The 15,860-nt window shown below is 41.5% G+C and carries 13 protein-coding genes and 1 pseudogene; 9 read left to right on the plus strand and 5 right to left on the minus strand.

Going from position 1 to position 15,860, the window contains the following annotated elements; translation table 11 throughout:
• Positions 1 to 137 precede the first annotated feature (137 nt).
• Together katG and E4K67_RS15700 are read left to right on the plus strand one after the other, a co-directional pair.
• A complete protein-coding gene (gene katG / locus E4K67_RS15695) occupies positions 138 to 2,345 on the plus strand; it encodes a catalase/peroxidase HPI (RefSeq protein ID WP_135548320.1) in 2,208 nt (735 codons plus the stop codon).
• Between the two features lie 459 nt (positions 2,346 to 2,804).
• The gene (locus tag E4K67_RS15700) at positions 2,805 to 3,389 is read left to right on the plus strand and encodes a hypothetical protein (RefSeq protein WP_206752208.1); all 585 of its coding nucleotides are present in this window, start codon (positions 2,805 to 2,807) and stop codon (positions 3,387 to 3,389) included.
• Between the two features lie 408 nt (positions 3,390 to 3,797).
• On the opposite strand, the gene E4K67_RS15705 is transcribed toward E4K67_RS15700, so the two are convergent.
• The gene (locus E4K67_RS15705) at positions 3,798 to 4,358 is read right to left on the minus strand and encodes a flavin reductase family protein (RefSeq protein ID WP_135548322.1); all 561 of its coding nucleotides are present in this window, start codon (positions 4,356 to 4,358) and stop codon (positions 3,798 to 3,800) included.
• Positions 4,359 to 4,397: 39 nt separating this feature from the next.
• Positions 4,398 to 5,588 carry an NADH:flavin oxidoreductase gene (locus tag E4K67_RS15710; RefSeq protein WP_135548324.1) on the minus strand — a complete coding sequence of 397 codons (1,191 nt, stop codon included), beginning with the start codon at positions 5,586 to 5,588 and terminating at the stop codon, positions 4,398 to 4,400.
• Positions 5,589 to 5,771: 183 nt separating this feature from the next.
• Here E4K67_RS15710 and E4K67_RS15715 point away from each other — a divergent pair, with 183 nt between their 5' ends.
• Positions 5,772 to 6,320 (plus strand): TetR/AcrR family transcriptional regulator, encoded by a 549-nt coding sequence (locus E4K67_RS15715; protein WP_135548326.1) that lies wholly within the window; start codon positions 5,772 to 5,774, stop codon positions 6,318 to 6,320.
• A gap of 61 nt (positions 6,321 to 6,381) precedes the next feature.
• Positions 6,382 to 6,474 carry an MBL fold metallo-hydrolase gene (locus E4K67_RS31560; RefSeq protein ID WP_420841553.1) on the plus strand — a complete coding sequence of 31 codons (93 nt, stop codon included), beginning with the start codon at positions 6,382 to 6,384 and terminating at the stop codon, positions 6,472 to 6,474.
• Positions 6,475 to 6,600: 126 nt separating this feature from the next.
• Here the strand turns inward: E4K67_RS31560 and E4K67_RS15725 are convergent, their stop codons facing one another.
• The gene (locus tag E4K67_RS15725) at positions 6,601 to 7,044 is read right to left on the minus strand and encodes a hypothetical protein (protein WP_135548329.1); all 444 of its coding nucleotides are present in this window, start codon (positions 7,042 to 7,044) and stop codon (positions 6,601 to 6,603) included.
• 314 nt (positions 7,045 to 7,358) lie between these two features.
• On the opposite strand from E4K67_RS15725, the gene sigI reads away from it, so the two are divergent.
• From sigI to E4K67_RS15740, 3 genes are all read left to right on the plus strand, one after another.
• On the plus strand, positions 7,359 to 8,081 hold the full coding sequence (gene sigI / locus E4K67_RS15730) for an RNA polymerase sigma-I factor (RefSeq protein ID WP_135548331.1): 723 nt from the start codon (positions 7,359 to 7,361) through the stop codon (positions 8,079 to 8,081).
• 10 nt (positions 8,082 to 8,091) lie between these two features.
• Positions 8,092 to 9,114 (plus strand): anti-sigma factor domain-containing protein, encoded by a 1,023-nt coding sequence (locus tag E4K67_RS15735; protein ID WP_135548333.1) that lies wholly within the window; start codon positions 8,092 to 8,094, stop codon positions 9,112 to 9,114.
• A 436-nt stretch (positions 9,115 to 9,550) separates the two neighbouring features.
• Positions 9,551 to 10,618, plus strand: coding sequence for a DUF3231 family protein (locus tag E4K67_RS15740; protein WP_135548335.1), 1,068 nt, complete (start codon positions 9,551 to 9,553; stop codon positions 10,616 to 10,618).
• 155 nt (positions 10,619 to 10,773) lie between these two features.
• Here E4K67_RS15740 and E4K67_RS31565 read toward each other — a convergent pair.
• A pseudogene (locus E4K67_RS31565) lies at positions 10,774 to 10,965 on the minus strand (sulfate reduction electron transfer complex DsrMKJOP subunit DsrJ); the annotation flags it as partial.
• A 428-nt stretch (positions 10,966 to 11,393) separates the two neighbouring features.
• Here E4K67_RS31565 and E4K67_RS15750 point away from each other — a divergent pair.
• Together E4K67_RS15750 and E4K67_RS15755 are read left to right on the plus strand one after the other, a co-directional pair.
• A complete protein-coding gene (locus E4K67_RS15750; RefSeq protein WP_420841545.1) occupies positions 11,394 to 11,999 on the plus strand; it encodes a class I SAM-dependent methyltransferase in 606 nt (201 codons plus the stop codon).
• Between the two features lie 253 nt (positions 12,000 to 12,252).
• A complete protein-coding gene (locus E4K67_RS15755) occupies positions 12,253 to 12,675 on the plus strand; it encodes an EamA family transporter (RefSeq protein ID WP_135548337.1) in 423 nt (140 codons plus the stop codon).
• A 91-nt stretch (positions 12,676 to 12,766) separates the two neighbouring features.
• Here E4K67_RS15755 and E4K67_RS15760 read toward each other — a convergent pair whose 3' ends face one another.
• Positions 12,767 to 15,856 carry an efflux RND transporter permease subunit gene (locus E4K67_RS15760; protein ID WP_135548339.1) on the minus strand — a complete coding sequence of 1,030 codons (3,090 nt, stop codon included), beginning with the start codon at positions 15,854 to 15,856 and terminating at the stop codon, positions 12,767 to 12,769.
• Positions 15,857 to 15,860: the final 4 nt, after the last annotated feature.

The following is a 15,860-nucleotide window of genomic DNA, read 5'->3' on the forward strand; positions in this document are numbered from 1 at the left end:
CTACATCATCATGTTTCTGGCATCGTTGTCAAGGTCGGGAAGTATTTTCTCCTTTCGTCTATAATCTCCATCCTTCCCTTGATAATCCAGATATGCAACACTTATTCAATGACATTATTATACGAGGAGGGAACTTTATGGATGAAAAAGGCAAATGCCCAGTAACAGGCAGAACGAAAAATGCCACTTCAGGCGGTGGTACTTCTAACAAGGACTGGTGGCCGAACCAGTTGAACCTCAAGATTCTTCATCAGAACTCAAACTTGAGTAATCCCATGGCTCCAGAGTTCAACTATGCAGAAGAGTTCAAGAAGCTTGATTTTGAAGCCCTGAAGAAAGACCTACATACATTGATGACCAACTCGCAGGATTGGTGGCCTGCGGACTACGGTCACTACGGGCCGCTCTTCATCCGGATGGCATGGCACAGCGCAGGCACGTACCGCACAAACGACGGCCGCGGGGGCGCGGGATCCGGCACCCAACGCTTAGCGCCCCTCAACAGCTGGCCCGACAACGTGAACCTTGACAAGGCGCGCCGCCTACTCTGGCCGATCAAGCAGAAATACGGCAGGAAAATTTCCTGGGCCGACCTGATGATCCTCGCCGGCAATTGCGCTATCGAGTCAATGGGACTTAAAACCTTTGGCTTCGCCGGCGGACGCAAGGATGTGTGGGAGCCGCAAGAGGACATTTATTGGGGCTCTGAGGCCGAGTGGCTTGGCGACAAGCGCTACTCCGGCGACCGGGATCTCGAGAATCCCCTTGCCGCCGTACAGATGGGGCTGATCTACGTGAACCCGGAAGGGCCGAACGGTAACCCGGATCCCGTCGCCTCCGGCCATGACGTTCGGGAGACCTTCGCTCGTATGGCCATGAACGATGAAGAGACCGTCGCCCTCGTCGCCGGCGGACATACCTTCGGCAAGTGTCACGGTGCTGGCGATCCGGCGCATGTCGGTCCAGAACCTGAAGCCGCCGGCATCGAAGAACAGGGCCTCGGCTGGAAGAGCAGCTTCGGCAGCGGCAAAGGCGGAGATACGATTGGCAGCGGCATTGAAGGGGCCTGGAAGCCGAACCCGACTAAATGGGACATGGGCTATCTAAAGGTGCTGTTCAAATACGAGTGGGAGCTGGTCAAGAGCCCGGCTGGCGCACATCAATGGCTGGCCAAGGACGTGGCCGAAGAAGACATGGTGGTTGATGCCCACGATCCGTCGAAGAAAAACCGGCCGATGATGACCACGGCGGACCTCTCCCTTCGCTACGACCCGATCTACGAACCAATCGCGCGGCGCTACCAGCAAAACCCCGAGGAATTTGCGGACGCATTCGCCCGTGGATGGTTCAAGCTGACCCACCGCGATATGGGGCCACGTTCACGCTATCTCGGTCCTGAGGTTCCTGGGGAGGAACTGATCTGGCAGGACCCGGTGCCGGCAGTGGATTATGTATTGATTGACGAACAGGATATCACTGATCTCAAGGGTAAAATCATGGTTTCCGGCCTGTCCGTCCCCCAGCTTGTCTCGACAGCCTGGGCATCGGCCTCTAGCTTCCGCGGCTCCGATAAACGCGGCGGAGCAAACGGGGCGCGCATCCGTCTTGCACCACAGAAGGATTGGGAAGTCAACCAGCCAAGTCAGCTGGATACAGTGCTTTCGGTCCTTGAAAAAATCCAAAGGTCGTTCAACAGTGCACAGACAGGCCAAAAGAGGGTTTCTCTCGCTGACTTGATCGTCCTTGGTGGATGTGCGGGTATAGAGCAAGCAGCGAAGAATGCCGGTCACAATGTGTCCGTTCCTTTTAGGCCGGGACGCACAGATGCCAATCAGGAGCAGACCGACGTTTCGTCATTCTCGGTGCTCGAACCGGCAGCAGATGGATTCCGCAACTACTTAAAAACCAAATTTTCCGTATCAGCGGAAGAACTTTTGCTTGATCGTGCCCAACTGCTGACCTTAACCGCTCCGGAAATGACAGTTCTGGTTGGTGGCATGCGCGTTATGAATGCCAATTACGGACAATCTCAGCACGGTGTCTTCACCAAGAAACCAGAGACACTTACCAATGACTTCTTTGTGAACCTGCTCGACATGAGCACAACCTGGAAGGCGACATCTGAAGATAAAAACGTGTTCGAGGGTCGTGATCGCGCGACAGGCGAACTCAAATGGAGCGGCACCCGTGTTGATCTCATCTTCGGTTCAAACTCTCAACTCCGGGCCATCGCGGAAGTATATGCCTGTGACGACTCTCAGGATAAGTTCTTACATGACTTCGTATCTGCCTGGAACAAAGTGATGAACGCAGATCGTTTCGACCTGGCCCGAGTCATAGCATAAACGACTTTGATGTCTTTTGAATGGATCTGCCAACCTGCGTTGACACTCCTCTGCAAACTATAATATTTTCAAGGATCCTTCCCCCGATCACCGGGGGATTTTTTATGCTCATGACTTTGAATTGATGAGCATAAATTGCAGTCTGCTGTTAATTCAAACCGCTTGCCATGTTGTTTAATTAATGTCATAGTCAGCATTTGGAGTAACCATGCTATGGATAATCCTGCAAATAAAAGTCAACCAAGAATTTCTGGAAATATTAATATATATTGAGTATAGCAAAGCTGACCAGATACTGAAAGTCATCTGGTCGTTTTGAACAATGAGTCTTTAGGCTGCAACACAAACCTCTTTCACTCTAGCTTATTAGATTATTTAATGAGAGACATTTCCAGTTTATATTACTTTTTCGGGGGGAGGTTATTAATAGAAAATAAACTAAAAGGAAGTGTGCTTGCTTTGAATAAAATTAAGGACAGAATAACCCTCGGGATAGTCTCAGGGCTTATCGGAACAATCGTAAAAACAGCCTCAGATGAACTCTTCCTACGACAAAAAGCTTCAAAACGCTCATTTAGGGTAACCGCAGCGGGAGTGTGGGTTAATACAAAAAGACAAGCAAGTACACCGTATGGACAAATTTTAGGTGCAATAATGGATTTAGGTCTGGGTATGGTCGGAGCTGTCGCTCAAGTTTATATTCTTTCGAAAACTGGCAAAAACAATCTATTCGCTAAAGGTTCTCTTTTCGGAATGACATTTGGTTCTACAATCACTGCGATGCTTAGTGGTTTTGGTTCTAATAAGGTTAAACCGAAAGATGCTAAAAGTAACCTCACCTATATATTTAGCAGTGGTATTTTCGGGCTGGTAACAACTTATGCCGCAGCATTACTCGGAGATGATTCTCTATGGGATGCACCGCCAGCAAACAACTATCTACCACCGACCAAACCAACAACTGCTGAAAAAACTAGTCAAGTCCCTATACCATCTAATGAACCATCTAATAGCCATGAGTGGTCAATAATGCAAACTGACTAATTCTCCTCCTGTTCAAACTATCTTAGAGAACCTTGCTGTATCTGATTGAGAAGCCCTATCCCTTACCTATTAAAATGAAAGAATGCGAAGTACTCCAGGCCGTTTCTCCTCTATAAATAAGCACAAGCATCCAACCCGTTCATTCGGGTCGTTTGCTTGTGCTATTATAGTAACAATGCGAATCTGAGGCGCTCCATATCTCATTGCGCTTCCGAACTGTCATTAACAGATTTGCGTCTGAATTGTCAATAATCTCTTAAATTTCAAGAAGTACTCAAAACTGCACTTCTTCAGCCCGATTACTGCTCATTCTCTGCTCTGAAGCCACAAGATGTTGTGGTTTCAGAGCTTTATTTATCCTTTTGACCACTATTAGTCATCAGAACAATACACTCAGCCTGCCTTGTCTCATTTTTTACTATAACCTGCTAATCCTAATTTGTCTCCCATAGAACGATATTCTCCAAAAGTATATCCATAAGGTCTTATTTTATCTACGTCAGGAACCCCATTTTCTTTAAGCACTTCTTCATCATAATGAGTTGCAACAACTTCTCCAACAAATATATCGTGGCTTCCAAAATTTAAAATATCCTTTACTTTACATTCTATATTAACTAAACATTCCTTTATTAAAGGAGCTTTAACAATACTTGCGGGTATTGGCGTTAGACCAGTTTCTTTGAATTTATCTACATTCTTTCCCGATACAATTCCGCAATAATCGGTTATCTTTGCTAAATTTTCAGAAGGTATATTTATGACATACTCCATCGACTCTTTTAACATTGAATGAGAATATCTTGCTGGATGTACCGCAATGTATACTATAGAAGGGCTATGACTAAAGACACCAGTCCATGCTATTGTAATAATATTGGGACTTTTATCTTCTGCTTTTACTGTTACTAGCACAGTTGGCTCTGGTAATGGTGAAACATTCATTTTGTTTATAATTTTTTTACTCATATTTATTCACTCCATTTTAAATTTATTGTAATTAAACTCTTAAATTTTTCCGTAATAACACTTCAATGGATTTCTTTCCACCCCAATTTGGCAATAATTACAATTTATGCACTTTGATTGCTGCTGTTTTCCTTCCATAAACTTCTTTACAATGTTTGGTTCAGTGATAAATGGTCTTGACATTGAAACAAAATCACTTTTTTCGTTATTAATAATCTCTTCAATATCTTCGAGCTTTCTAATACCGCCTACAACTATAACAGGTATTTTTACATTTTCTTTGATTTTCTTTGCACTATTAACATTATACAAGTATCTAGGTTCTGGGCTTGCAAAGGAATGTTTTAATACAGGTTTAACCACAGGATAAAGGATCTTGGGAATTCTTTTCATTAAATGATTATGCTTCGCTATCATTTCAAAAGGAAAATCACCTCTTAAAGCCATAAATCCTTCTTCAGCAATGCCACAGGATACCTCAATCCCATCACATCTTGATTTTTCAAGGTACTTGGCAATTAATACAGCTTCCTCTAGTGTTATACCGTCTTTTGATTTTTCATAACCGTTTATTTTTGCAATAATTGGATAGTAACCGACCTTCTCCCTAGCCCGTTCCATAATCTCCTTAACAATTCGGAAACGATTTTTAGTAGTTCCACCCCATTTATCCTTTCGTTTGTTCATATGAGGAGATAAAAATGATGATAACAAATACCCATGTGAAAGCTGTAACTGAACACCATCAAATCCTGCTTTTTTTGCTCTTTCTATTGCACTTACGAAATTATCGATAATCTCATAGATTTCCGCGTCATTCAATTCATGCGGAATGTCTTCATTGTATAATTTATCTTTGATAGGAGACGGAGCAACAGTAGGCAGACCTGTTGTCTTTGAGAACGTTTGTCTACCACAATGAGTAATCTGCAAAAATATTGGAGTATTGTACTGATGAGTTCGATCTACAAGTTGCTTATAATATGGGATTTTTTCATCATTATCAATCATTAACATATTAGCTAGTGGTGATTTTCCATTTTGCATAATTGCAGCATAGCCTGTAATTATTGCTCCAACGTCCCCCTTTGCTAGCGCCTCATATTTCTTTATTAACGCTTCAGTAGGATTTCCCAAATCATCTGCCAGGGCCTCATGGGTTGCAGCGCGAATGATTTTATTTTTTAGTCTAACTCCAGCAATTTGAACTTCTGAAAATACTTCTTTCAACCTCGCCCCTCCTTGTTATAGCCTTACCATTCTTGACACGAATCTTTTAATAGACTACAATCTATTCCTAGACACACGTTTATTATATTGATAAGTTCTTTTTCCATCAACCATCAATGTCGAGACTAAAGTCTGTTATTCAACCAATCTATCAACTAGGTCTATTATAAGAGGAGAATTAAGATGAAAGATCGACGTGTAAGAAAAACAGAACAAGCTATCCAAGCCGCTTTTGCCAAATTATTATCAGAAAAAAGCATGGAGAATATCACTGTAAAAAGCTTATGTGAAACAGCCGATATTAATAAAAGCACTTTCTATTTGCATTATAAAGATATTTATGATTGTGCTGACCGCTTACGAGATACCATCGTAGATGAATTAAGTGCAGTGTTTGCACCGTATAACTTTGCTGATATAATAAATAATTTTTCGGCAATTCTGGAAAATATTATGGATATATTTGAAAAGAATAGAGAACTTTATATGCCCTATCTTAAATCTCCAAGTCTTTCAGCCAGTTTATGCAAAATGAAACAGCTAATACTTGAGAAAGTATTAGCAAGAGTGGATGATAAAGACCGAAGTAACGGAATATCCCGATGCACTGTTTCCTTTGTTATAAGTGGCATTATAAGTGTACTTGAACAACATGAATTTGCTGAAATTAATCACCAAGCAATTTTGGCTCTGGCTGATAAAGTCCAAAATGGATTTGCCTGTCACAAATAAAAAATATGGGCAAAATGCCCCAAAACCTTTAATACAAGTCTATTTCCTCTCTATTCTCACAATGGATGGAGTGCGCATTGTCCACTTGGGTGACCTCGGACAACTTCTGACTCCAGATCAACTTGCTGAGGTTGGACATGTTGACATCGTCTGATGCTAGTCTTGCCGCCCTGCGGATTGGGTTCTGGCTTATGATAACGTTTTTCTTGTAAAAACACATAAAAATAGGACAGGCGCTCATTCTAAGCTGCCTGCCCTATTTTTATCTATATTGCTTTACTTATTCATGGTGACCGGACTGGCTATGGGACATATGTCCACTATTGTCATTATTACTATGTTCTGTCACAATGTGTACAGCGGGCGTAGCTGGAATAGCTGGTGTAGCACCCATGTGTGTTTCTGAGGAATCAGTATTGGGAACAGCAGGCGTTGCTGGAACTGCTGGCGTTACACTCATATGTGTATCTGTGGCATCTGCATTGTGAACAGCTGGTGTCGCAGGAGTAGCACTCGAGTGTGTAACTGAACCATCCGCATTGTGAACAGCAGGTGTCGCAGGAATGGCTCGAGTGGCTGGGGTTGTAACCGACTGAGCAGCATGGGTATCAGCGGGAGAGTCCGTGGAATTAGTAGTGGCAGCACTGACTATTCCGACAGTACCTACTATTAAACAAAGTGATAAGGCACTTACCTTCAATGTGTTTTTAAAGTTCTTTTCCATAATAAAATCATCCTTCCCTTTTTAGACCATTGTTTCATAATCTTTAAGCAATATATTGCTTAACTGTAAACTTGTTTTAACCAATCACTTTTCTGCGTGGCCTCCCCTGTTGTCATTTAGTTATTCGTTAAAGAAAAGTCAATTTTGAGGGGTAGGACAAAAATATTACTGTTTTTTTACGTTATCTAACACAATAGCAACATTAATGTTACAATACTGTAGCATTAAATACTTATATATAGAGGTAGAATGGTTTTTTCTACCCCATGAAAACTGCTTCAGTTTTACGAATAACTAGTAAGCGGAGTGATTAAATGAAAGAAAAGATTTTAATAGATACCTTAATAGCAGCCCAAAGCGGAGATATGCTCATTCGAGAGGAACTTATAAGATCTCATAAAGCATTTATATCACGGGTAAGCTCCAAAATCTGTAACAGGTATTTAACCTGGGATAATGACGACGAGCTCAGCATTGCACTTATAGCCTTTAATGATGCGATCGACACCTTTGACCCTGATGGGGGCGCTTCATTTTACAGTTTCGTTCATATGGTGATTCACCGAAGATTAGTGGACTATTTTCGCAAAGAAGGAAAACATCAACATCTTTCTCTTTCGCCAATGAACCCAGAGGATGAAGAACTGAGTCGCTACGATAGTAATACGTCCCAATTTCAGTATCAAGAAATTGAGAATACTGCAGTCTTTGCAGAAGTCGTTGAAAACTATGTTCACGTGCTAAGTGACTATAACGTTACGTTAGATGATTTGGTCAAGGTTTCTCCGAAACACAGAGACAGCAAAGAAACACTCCTCAGGGTAGTCTTAGCTTTAAGCAGTGAGCCTAACCTAATGACCCATCTAAAAATACATCGACTTCTCCCCATTAAAGAACTAGAGTTATTGACTGGAGTAAAACGCAAAGTCCTAGAAAAGGGGCGGAAGTATCTTATCGCCCTTGCTCTCGTCCTATACGAACCAGAATTTCATCCCCTGAAAAATTTCATGCAGATTCCAACCGAACCGGAAGAGTAGGAGTAGAAAAATGGAAAAAACTAAAGGCCTCGTTATGAGAACCTCAGCAAAGGTTACAATCATCCTTACAGCAAAAGGTGACTATATAGAAATTTCTACTCCCAAGGAGCCGCCTCTCGTAGGCCAAACAATTGAAGTAGCGCTAAAGCCGTTAGGGATTCCATGGTTTCATAATTCCTGGCGAAAATACTCGACTGTAGCAGCGGCTTTATTACTTGTATTAAGCATTACTGCCTTCTATCTCTTCATCCCTAATATGGCAGTTGCCTCGGTCGCTCTTGATATCAATCAAGGTGTAGAGTTAATGATCAACAAAGATGGCAAGGTTATTAATGTGCGCGATGTTAACGGTGGATCAAGTATCATTGAAGGATTGTCAATCAAAGGGTTGGATGTCTATCAAGCCGTTAATTTGATCGTAGAAAAAGCTCATAACAAAGAAATGCTAAACGAAACAAAGAACTTGGTTTTAGCCAGCGTGGTGCCGTTGAATAAGTGGGGAAACCAATTGATTGATACTGAAAAACTTCGAAACGCAATCCGTGATGACCTGATTCTCAGGAACCAGTCTGGAAGCGTGTTTGTGGGTCAAACGAGCCAGGCAATTCAACAAGAAGCCAGACAACTGGGAATGACAGTGAACAGTTATCAAATTTATGATCGATGTAAAGAGAATGGTATAATTGTCCAACCTGAAACACTGCGCATTGATGTGCAAAAGGCTCTGTTAGATGCGAATGTAAGTATCTCCAGCCTTTTCCCTGAAGAAGGTTTGGAGGTCATAGCCCAAAACGGGATGAGTAACTCCAATGATACGCAGCATAAGCCAACTGATCAAAAGGCTTCTGAACACATCCAACCGTCAGATAAGGACTCAAAGCCTACAGAGAACCATGGCGATACGAACGATTCCGAGAACCAGAGTCATTCTCCTGTAATTCAACCTTCACCAGATAAATCCCATGATATGAGCGAGCGGAGTTCCGACCATTCTTCTCTTATACAGCCCCCCACAGCTACATCTCATGATTGAGAATATCCGTGATATCAATGGTTTGATTGTGGTAGAGGCTAAAGTGCTGCCCACTCGGTATATTGAATATTTCCTCTGGATACTTTTTAGCTGTCGGACGACGTTTAGACGAAGAATTGGAATTCCTCAGCCTTACAATCCGCTATATGATTTTCCCCGCTAGAATTAAACTTATAATAGCCTAGGTTATAAATACCTTGGCTATTGCTCGTTACATCTGTGTTCCAACAGTCAACGTTTATGATCATCTCCTTTTTAGAGTGCCACTATTTTCTGATAAATTTTATAGTCTGGGGGAACGACGTGTCACATTCTTGTTCAGGTACGTTCGAGATTACCACAATAAAATGATTGTATTGTATTGTGGGAAGTCATGTAGAATATCAGAAATTAAAAGGGAAATAATAGAGATGTATTAACTAATGGGGGTTTGATTATGAGCGACATACAACAACAAAATCAATGTAACACCGAGGAAGTCCTTTTTGGTGCCGTCCAACACAACTTGTCAGATATTTTGCCTTCAGCGTCTGAAGTCGGTCACCTTTGGATTAGTTACTTAGCTGAATGTATGGGTGTGTGTTTTCTCAAGTATTATGTTGCTAAATCAAAAGACCCCGATATTCACGCTGTTTTACAACGCGCACTTGATGTCTCAAGCCAACGCGTAAACACTATGGAAGATATCTTTAATTCGATTCATCATCCCATACCTGAAGCTTATGGTGAAAGGGATGTGGATACCAATGCCAAACAGTTATTCTCAGAGAGTTTTACACTTCAATATGCTAAACTTATGAATAAGTTTGCCTTAATTAATTATAGTAAATCATTAAGTGCGTCTTCTCGTTCTGACGTTCGTCGCTATTTTTCTGGAGCTCTAATCACTTCGCTGGAGGTACATCAAAAAGCGATGGAGGTATTGTCAGCTAAAGGGTTATTGGAAAAATCGCCTAGTATTGTGACTCCTGACAGGGTAGACTTTGTGCATAACACAGACTATCTTGGCAATATTTTGGGTCTTGGAAATCAAAGACCTCTTAATGCACTGGAAATCAGTCATATTGTCACAATAATGGAGACTAAACAGTTATTGAAAACCTTGAGCCTAGGTTATAGTCAAGTTGTAAAGTCTGAGAAGGTTAAGCGTTTTATATCCCAAGAAAAACAAACTGCTGATAAGCAACTAAAGAAACTAGCTACTTATTTAGACGATGAAGATTTGCCTCAACCAATATTAACATCCAATATAGTGGCCGACTCTACTGAATCTCCACATAGTGATAAATTAATAATGTGTCACGTCACCTCTGTTATAGCGACTATTATTTCTGAATACGGACTTTCGGCTTCATATACTGCCCGAAAAGATTTGGCCGCTACCTTCGCTAGTTTATCGTTGGAGGTTCTTGCTTTAGCAAAGGACGGAGCAGAATTAATGATTGAAAACGGATGGTTAGAGAAAATTCCCCAAACAGCTAACCGTAAAGAATTAATAAACTAAGTGAAAAACAAAGGTCTTTGACGGCGTTATTTGACCCAGTTAAAGACCTACTCATATTTGCGAATGGCCTTAACCACTTTTATGGTTTTCTATTTATGTAACTTGATGCATTGAACCCTGTCTCACGGATATCTCAACCACTAAACACAAAAGAATCAGGATGGATGGACCGGCTGCAAATGGCAACTCCAACAGTTCGGCTTTACCGCAGCATAATCATGGCATGAAACACAGAATTGATCAGACGTATTCGAGGCAGGGTCATGATGACAGTTCAAGCACGTTTGAAGACTAATTCTGAATGACTTCCCTTCACTATTAATATATTCCGTTTTACCCTCGCGCAAATGTCGCAACGAAAAGAAGGATCAGCGCAACGAAAGCAAACAATTAAACGGCTATGTATTTCGATAACAAAACCTTCCATCGCTTTATTGGTCTGATCAGCAATAGTTTTATGGTTCCAATATTAATTTCTTCATTACCGTCGTATTTTTAGATCCTCGTTTATTTAACTTTCCCATACTTAAAGCATATTACTAAGCTTTTTATAGAAGCCATATGGATCAGGTTCATATCATTCTCAACTGTAACTTTCAGATTATTTAGCTTTTAACCGAGTAGCCAATGGCAAATCTGCAATAAGACGTTGTTATAAACTTGAAATAATATATAATAATGGATAGAAGAACAACCTAACAGTTTGTTCCAGGAATGCGCCGAAAGTGGTGCACAGCTAAAGAGCACTTATATGTATGTAGGAGGTAAAAACTAGATGCTGATAGAGGAAGATTACAAGAAAAGATATAAAGCAGGTGATACTCCTTGGGATATTGGCAAACCTGATTTCAACCTTATTCAGACTGTAACCACCATGGCGATAAGACCCTGTAAAGTATTGGATATTGGATGTGGAACTGGTGATAACTCCATATGGCTTTCTCAAAAAAACTTTGATGTAATAGGTATTGATACTTCTGATATTGCAACGCAGAAGGCTTTAGAAGAATCTTCTAAAGCTAATGTCAAATGTACCTTTATTAAGATTGAGTTCCATACAAACAAAATTGAAGGAGCGCCATTTGGCTTTGCGTTTGATAGAGGCTGTTTTCATTCATTAACTTCTGATGAGGAACGGAAGATCTTTGCCGAAAATGTAGCTGCACATTTAGAAATAGATGGCCTGTGGCTGAGTATTATTGGCAACGCTGATGAACAACGGGATAGACCAGGTCCACCGCAACGTACTGCCAAAGATATTGTTATCTCTGTGGAACCTTACTTCGAAATCCTTTCGCTCGTTTCAAGCCATTTTGGATCTAACCGCCCACTCCCGCCTAGAGCCTGGGTTTGCCTAATGCGGAAAAGGCGTTTAGCATAAAAGACTTGGTTAATCAGCTTACTTTTCAATCCTATTCAATTTCACATATAGGGACCCATCAAGTAGCTAAAAAATAACCTACCATTATTAAATCGTTATTTTTTAGGAAAACAAACGTGAGAAGCCGCTTGCTTCGCGGCTTCTTTCTTCTTGAGTAAAAATATAGTTTTAGACGCTCCTTGAGATCCGTCTTTACACCAGCCATACAGTAATATAATATTTGACTGTACACGAAACAGGGAGCTGATATATAATGTCCAATGCTTACCTAATGGCTGGTGTTGCAATGGTGTTTTGGGGCATAGCTCCGATCTTTGGGAAATTGGGGCTAGGTGGTACGCCTCCGTTAGCCGCTCTCACTATCCGCAGCCTAATTATTAGTACAATCCTTTTGATAACGGTTACTGTAGCAGGACAATGGGGAAATGTCGTCGGAGTAACGGCAAAAAACACTACATATATTGCACTTGAAGGTATTTGCGCTGCTCTGATAGGTCAACTGGCTTATTATTACGCACTTAAATTCGGCGAAGTAGGACGAGTATCTCCGATTGTTGCGGCATTTCCGCTTGTAGCTTTGTTTGTAGGCATAGTATTTTTAGGTGAACAAATCACTTTTTACAAAGTTATTGCAGCATTTCTAATTGTTGCCGGGATTTTCCTTTTAAAGTTTTGATTTATAACATCTAATTGAAACATTAAGCTCTGCGACTGTCACAAACGAGGAACCTCTTTCAGGCTCCTCGTTTGTTTCATATTATAGTCATTCAACGATAAATTTCTTTTTTCGTTTGCTGAATTGGGGATACAGTTTTTTTAGTATTCCTGCTGAACTTTTTCCTCAGATCATCCAGCAGAGAATAGACTACAGGAACAATAAAGAGTGTTAATATCGTGGAAGTAATCAACCCACCAATGACTGCATGCCCCATTGGCGCACGCATCTCTGCCCCGGATCCTGTTCCAGTGGCAACGGGAATCATACCGAAGATCATGGCCAGAGTCGTCATGAGAATAGGTCTTAACCGGACGGCACCTGCTTCAATCAAAGACTCTTTGACACTAAGTCCTTCATTCCTTTTCTGCTTTGTAAAGTCAATTAGCAGAATACCATTCTTTGCTACCAGTCCCATCAGAAGAATGATACCAATGAGGGACAATATGCTGAGTTCACTGCCCGCGATATACAGTCCAAGAATAGCACCAATAAGCGCCATTGGCAGAGAGAACATAATGGCAATGGGATCCAAAAAACTTTCAAACTGCATAGCCATTACCAAGAACATGAACATTATACCCATCAAAAGCGCAGTTACAAGGCTACCGAAGCCTTCCTGCATAGTCTCATTCATTCCTCCAACTTTTATAATAACCCCCGGTGGAATATCCAACTCATTCGTCAGTTTGCTCGTATACATGTTTAGAAAGTCTCCAGTGGCTATTCCTTCAACATTTGCTGAAAGCTCAATCTGCGTCAATCTATCATATCTATGGATTGTGGAAAACGAAGTGGAAAGGACTTTCTTAGTAACATTGGCAAGCGGTATCTGTCGGTCATCTGAGCCAATTACATAAATACCATCCAGATTATCTAAGCTCTTACGCTGATCGTCTTTCAATGATACCCTCACATTATACCTATCACCTGCCCACTCAAATTTACCGGCATCTATTCCGTCAAAAAGCGCCTGTATAGTCGCAGCTGCAAGTGATGTATTAACTCCTAGATCAGAAACCTTATCTCTGTCAACCTCTAATTTTGTTTCCGTTTTGCCAGTTTTGAGATCTAGCGCTACATCTTTGGCATGAGTATCCTGACTCAGTATCTTTTTCGCTTTCAGCGCAAAAGCCTGCATCGCCTCCGTGTCATTCCCCAGGATAACAAAGGAGACATCTTTACCTTCGTTGGGTCCTAACGAACTTGCTTTTACAGCCAGTTCAATTCCGGAGATTTCTTTTAAGTCCTCCCTGATTTCTGAAGCAATCTGTTTAGACGACTTTTCTCTCTCTTGTTTCTCAGTTAATTTTACATAGAGTGATATTTTTTCAGGGCTAACCGTAGTATAAACATGAGTGACTTCAGGATATTCTTTAATCCTTTTTTCAAGTTCTTTGGCTTTTTCCCCTCCTGCCTGCAGTGTCAAACCAGAGTCCGTACCCACGCTTATATTTATACCCCCTGCATCAGTGGAGGGGATAAAACTGAAGCCCAGCAAAGGAATCAAGCGCATACTGGCAGCAAAAATTACAATAGTAACGATTAGGGTTATAAAACGGTGACCAAGAACCACCTTTAATAATTTAGAATATTTGGTTCCCAGTAAATCAAATTTGTCATTAAACCAGTCTAGAAAATGACCAACGAAGGTTCTTTTCATCTTTCTCTCAGACTTTAACAATCTGGAAGCCATCATAGGCACTAATGTGAAAGATATAAACAGTGAAACCAGCATGCTAAATGCTACGGTGAGTCCAAATTCAATAAAGTATTTTCCGATAATCCCCGTAACCATGGCGATAGGCACAAATACCGCAACCACTGCAAAGGTAGTTGCCATAACCGCTAATCCAATCTCTGATGTAGCCTCCCGGGCTGCCTGCATGGGTGACTTCCCCATATGTAAGTGCCGGACAATGTTCTCGATTACCACGATGGCATCGTCAATCAATAACCCGACCGATAGTGACAGGGCCATCAGTGACATGGTGTTAAGAGAAAAATTCATGACCTTCATGGCAATGAAGGTTGTTACAATAGATGTTGGTAAGGAAATTCCACTGATCAAGGTAGTTTCCCATTCCCGTAAAAAGAGGAATACTATAATGACCGCCAGGATACACCCTTCAAGGATCGTTTTTACTACTTCGTTGACCGAATCACGTATAGACACAGAATTATCCGCGACGACATCTATCGTTATTCCTTGGGGCAGAACGCCTTTGATAATCTCCAATTGTTTTTTTACGTTATCCGAGACAAGCACTGTATTAGAACCAGACTGTTTAACAATATCGACCCCTATGGCCTCTTTACCATCATAATAAGAAATACTGTCCTTATCTTTAATTCCGTCTGATACCGTTGCTACATCACGAACCTTAATTTCACGGCCTGAACGTACCCCTACTGTAATATTGTAAAAATCCTCTAGACTTTTAACTTTGTTATCGGTCCGAAGAGATATTTCACTTTGCCCGTCCGTAACCTTCCCGCCTGGTCTTTCCATGTTACCATTCTGAACACTGGTCACCATCTCGGCTGGAGTTAAACCATATGCTGCTAGTTTCTCTAGATCCAGCTTGATCTTTATCTCCCTTTCCTCTTTACCGTATACCTTAACCGAGCCAACACCGCTTACGGTATAAAGACTCTTTATGAGGACATCATCCACGATCTTGGAGATGGCGCGATTATCCATGGTACCGCTTACTGCGAGTGATAATATTGGCGTTGCTGAGAAATCATATTTTGCAATAATCGGCTCATCGATATCATTAGGGAGGCTTTTCCTTATCGAACTGACTTTATCCCGCACTTCTTGGGCTGCAACATCCGGCGATTTTGCTAGGTCAAATTCAACGATTACGTTGCATACGCCTTCACTGATATTTGTATAAATATGCTTTACACCGGAAATTTGCCCGATAGCTTCTTCAACTTTCTTGGCCACATTGGTTTCCATCTGGTCGGGCGCAACCCCATGCTGTTCAATGGCAACAGTTACATAGGGAAAGTCTGCTTGTGGCATGTCATTAATGTTTAATCCTTTATAGCAAAGCATTCCTACAACAATGAATGCTATGATGATAACGGTTATAAATACAGGCCGTTTTGTACTGATATTTGTTATAAACATCCTT

Source organism: Desulfosporosinus fructosivorans, from assembly GCF_004766045.1.
Taxonomy (GTDB): domain Bacteria; phylum Bacillota; class Desulfitobacteriia; order Desulfitobacteriales; family Desulfitobacteriaceae; genus Desulfosporosinus; species Desulfosporosinus fructosivorans.

What these genes read in the sequence shown, in the direction of transcription:
- E4K67_RS15740 (WP_135548335.1), top strand. Translation starts at nt 9,551, where the DNA reads ATGAGCGACATACAACAACAAAATCAATGTAACACCGAGGAAGTCCTT.
- E4K67_RS31560 (WP_420841553.1), top strand. Translation starts at nt 6,382, where the DNA reads ATGGATGGAGTGCGCATTGTCCACTTGGGTGACCTCGGACAACTTCTG.
- E4K67_RS15725 (WP_135548329.1), bottom strand. Translation starts at nt 7,044, where the DNA reads ATGGAAAAGAACTTTAAAAACACATTGAAGGTAAGTGCCTTATCACTT.
- E4K67_RS15715 (WP_135548326.1), top strand. Translation starts at nt 5,772, where the DNA reads ATGAAAGATCGACGTGTAAGAAAAACAGAACAAGCTATCCAAGCCGCT.
- E4K67_RS15760 (WP_135548339.1), bottom strand. Translation starts at nt 15,856, where the DNA reads ATGTTTATAACAAATATCAGTACAAAACGGCCTGTATTTATAACCGTT.
- katG (WP_135548320.1), top strand. Translation starts at nt 138, where the DNA reads ATGGATGAAAAAGGCAAATGCCCAGTAACAGGCAGAACGAAAAATGCC.
- sigI (WP_135548331.1), top strand. Translation starts at nt 7,359, where the DNA reads ATGAAAGAAAAGATTTTAATAGATACCTTAATAGCAGCCCAAAGCGGA.
- E4K67_RS15735 (WP_135548333.1), top strand. Translation starts at nt 8,092, where the DNA reads ATGGAAAAAACTAAAGGCCTCGTTATGAGAACCTCAGCAAAGGTTACA.
- E4K67_RS15750 (WP_420841545.1), top strand. Translation starts at nt 11,394, where the DNA reads ATGCTGATAGAGGAAGATTACAAGAAAAGATATAAAGCAGGTGATACT.
- E4K67_RS15755 (WP_135548337.1), top strand. Translation starts at nt 12,253, where the DNA reads ATGTCCAATGCTTACCTAATGGCTGGTGTTGCAATGGTGTTTTGGGGC.
- E4K67_RS15705 (WP_135548322.1), bottom strand. Translation starts at nt 4,358, where the DNA reads ATGAGTAAAAAAATTATAAACAAAATGAATGTTTCACCATTACCAGAG.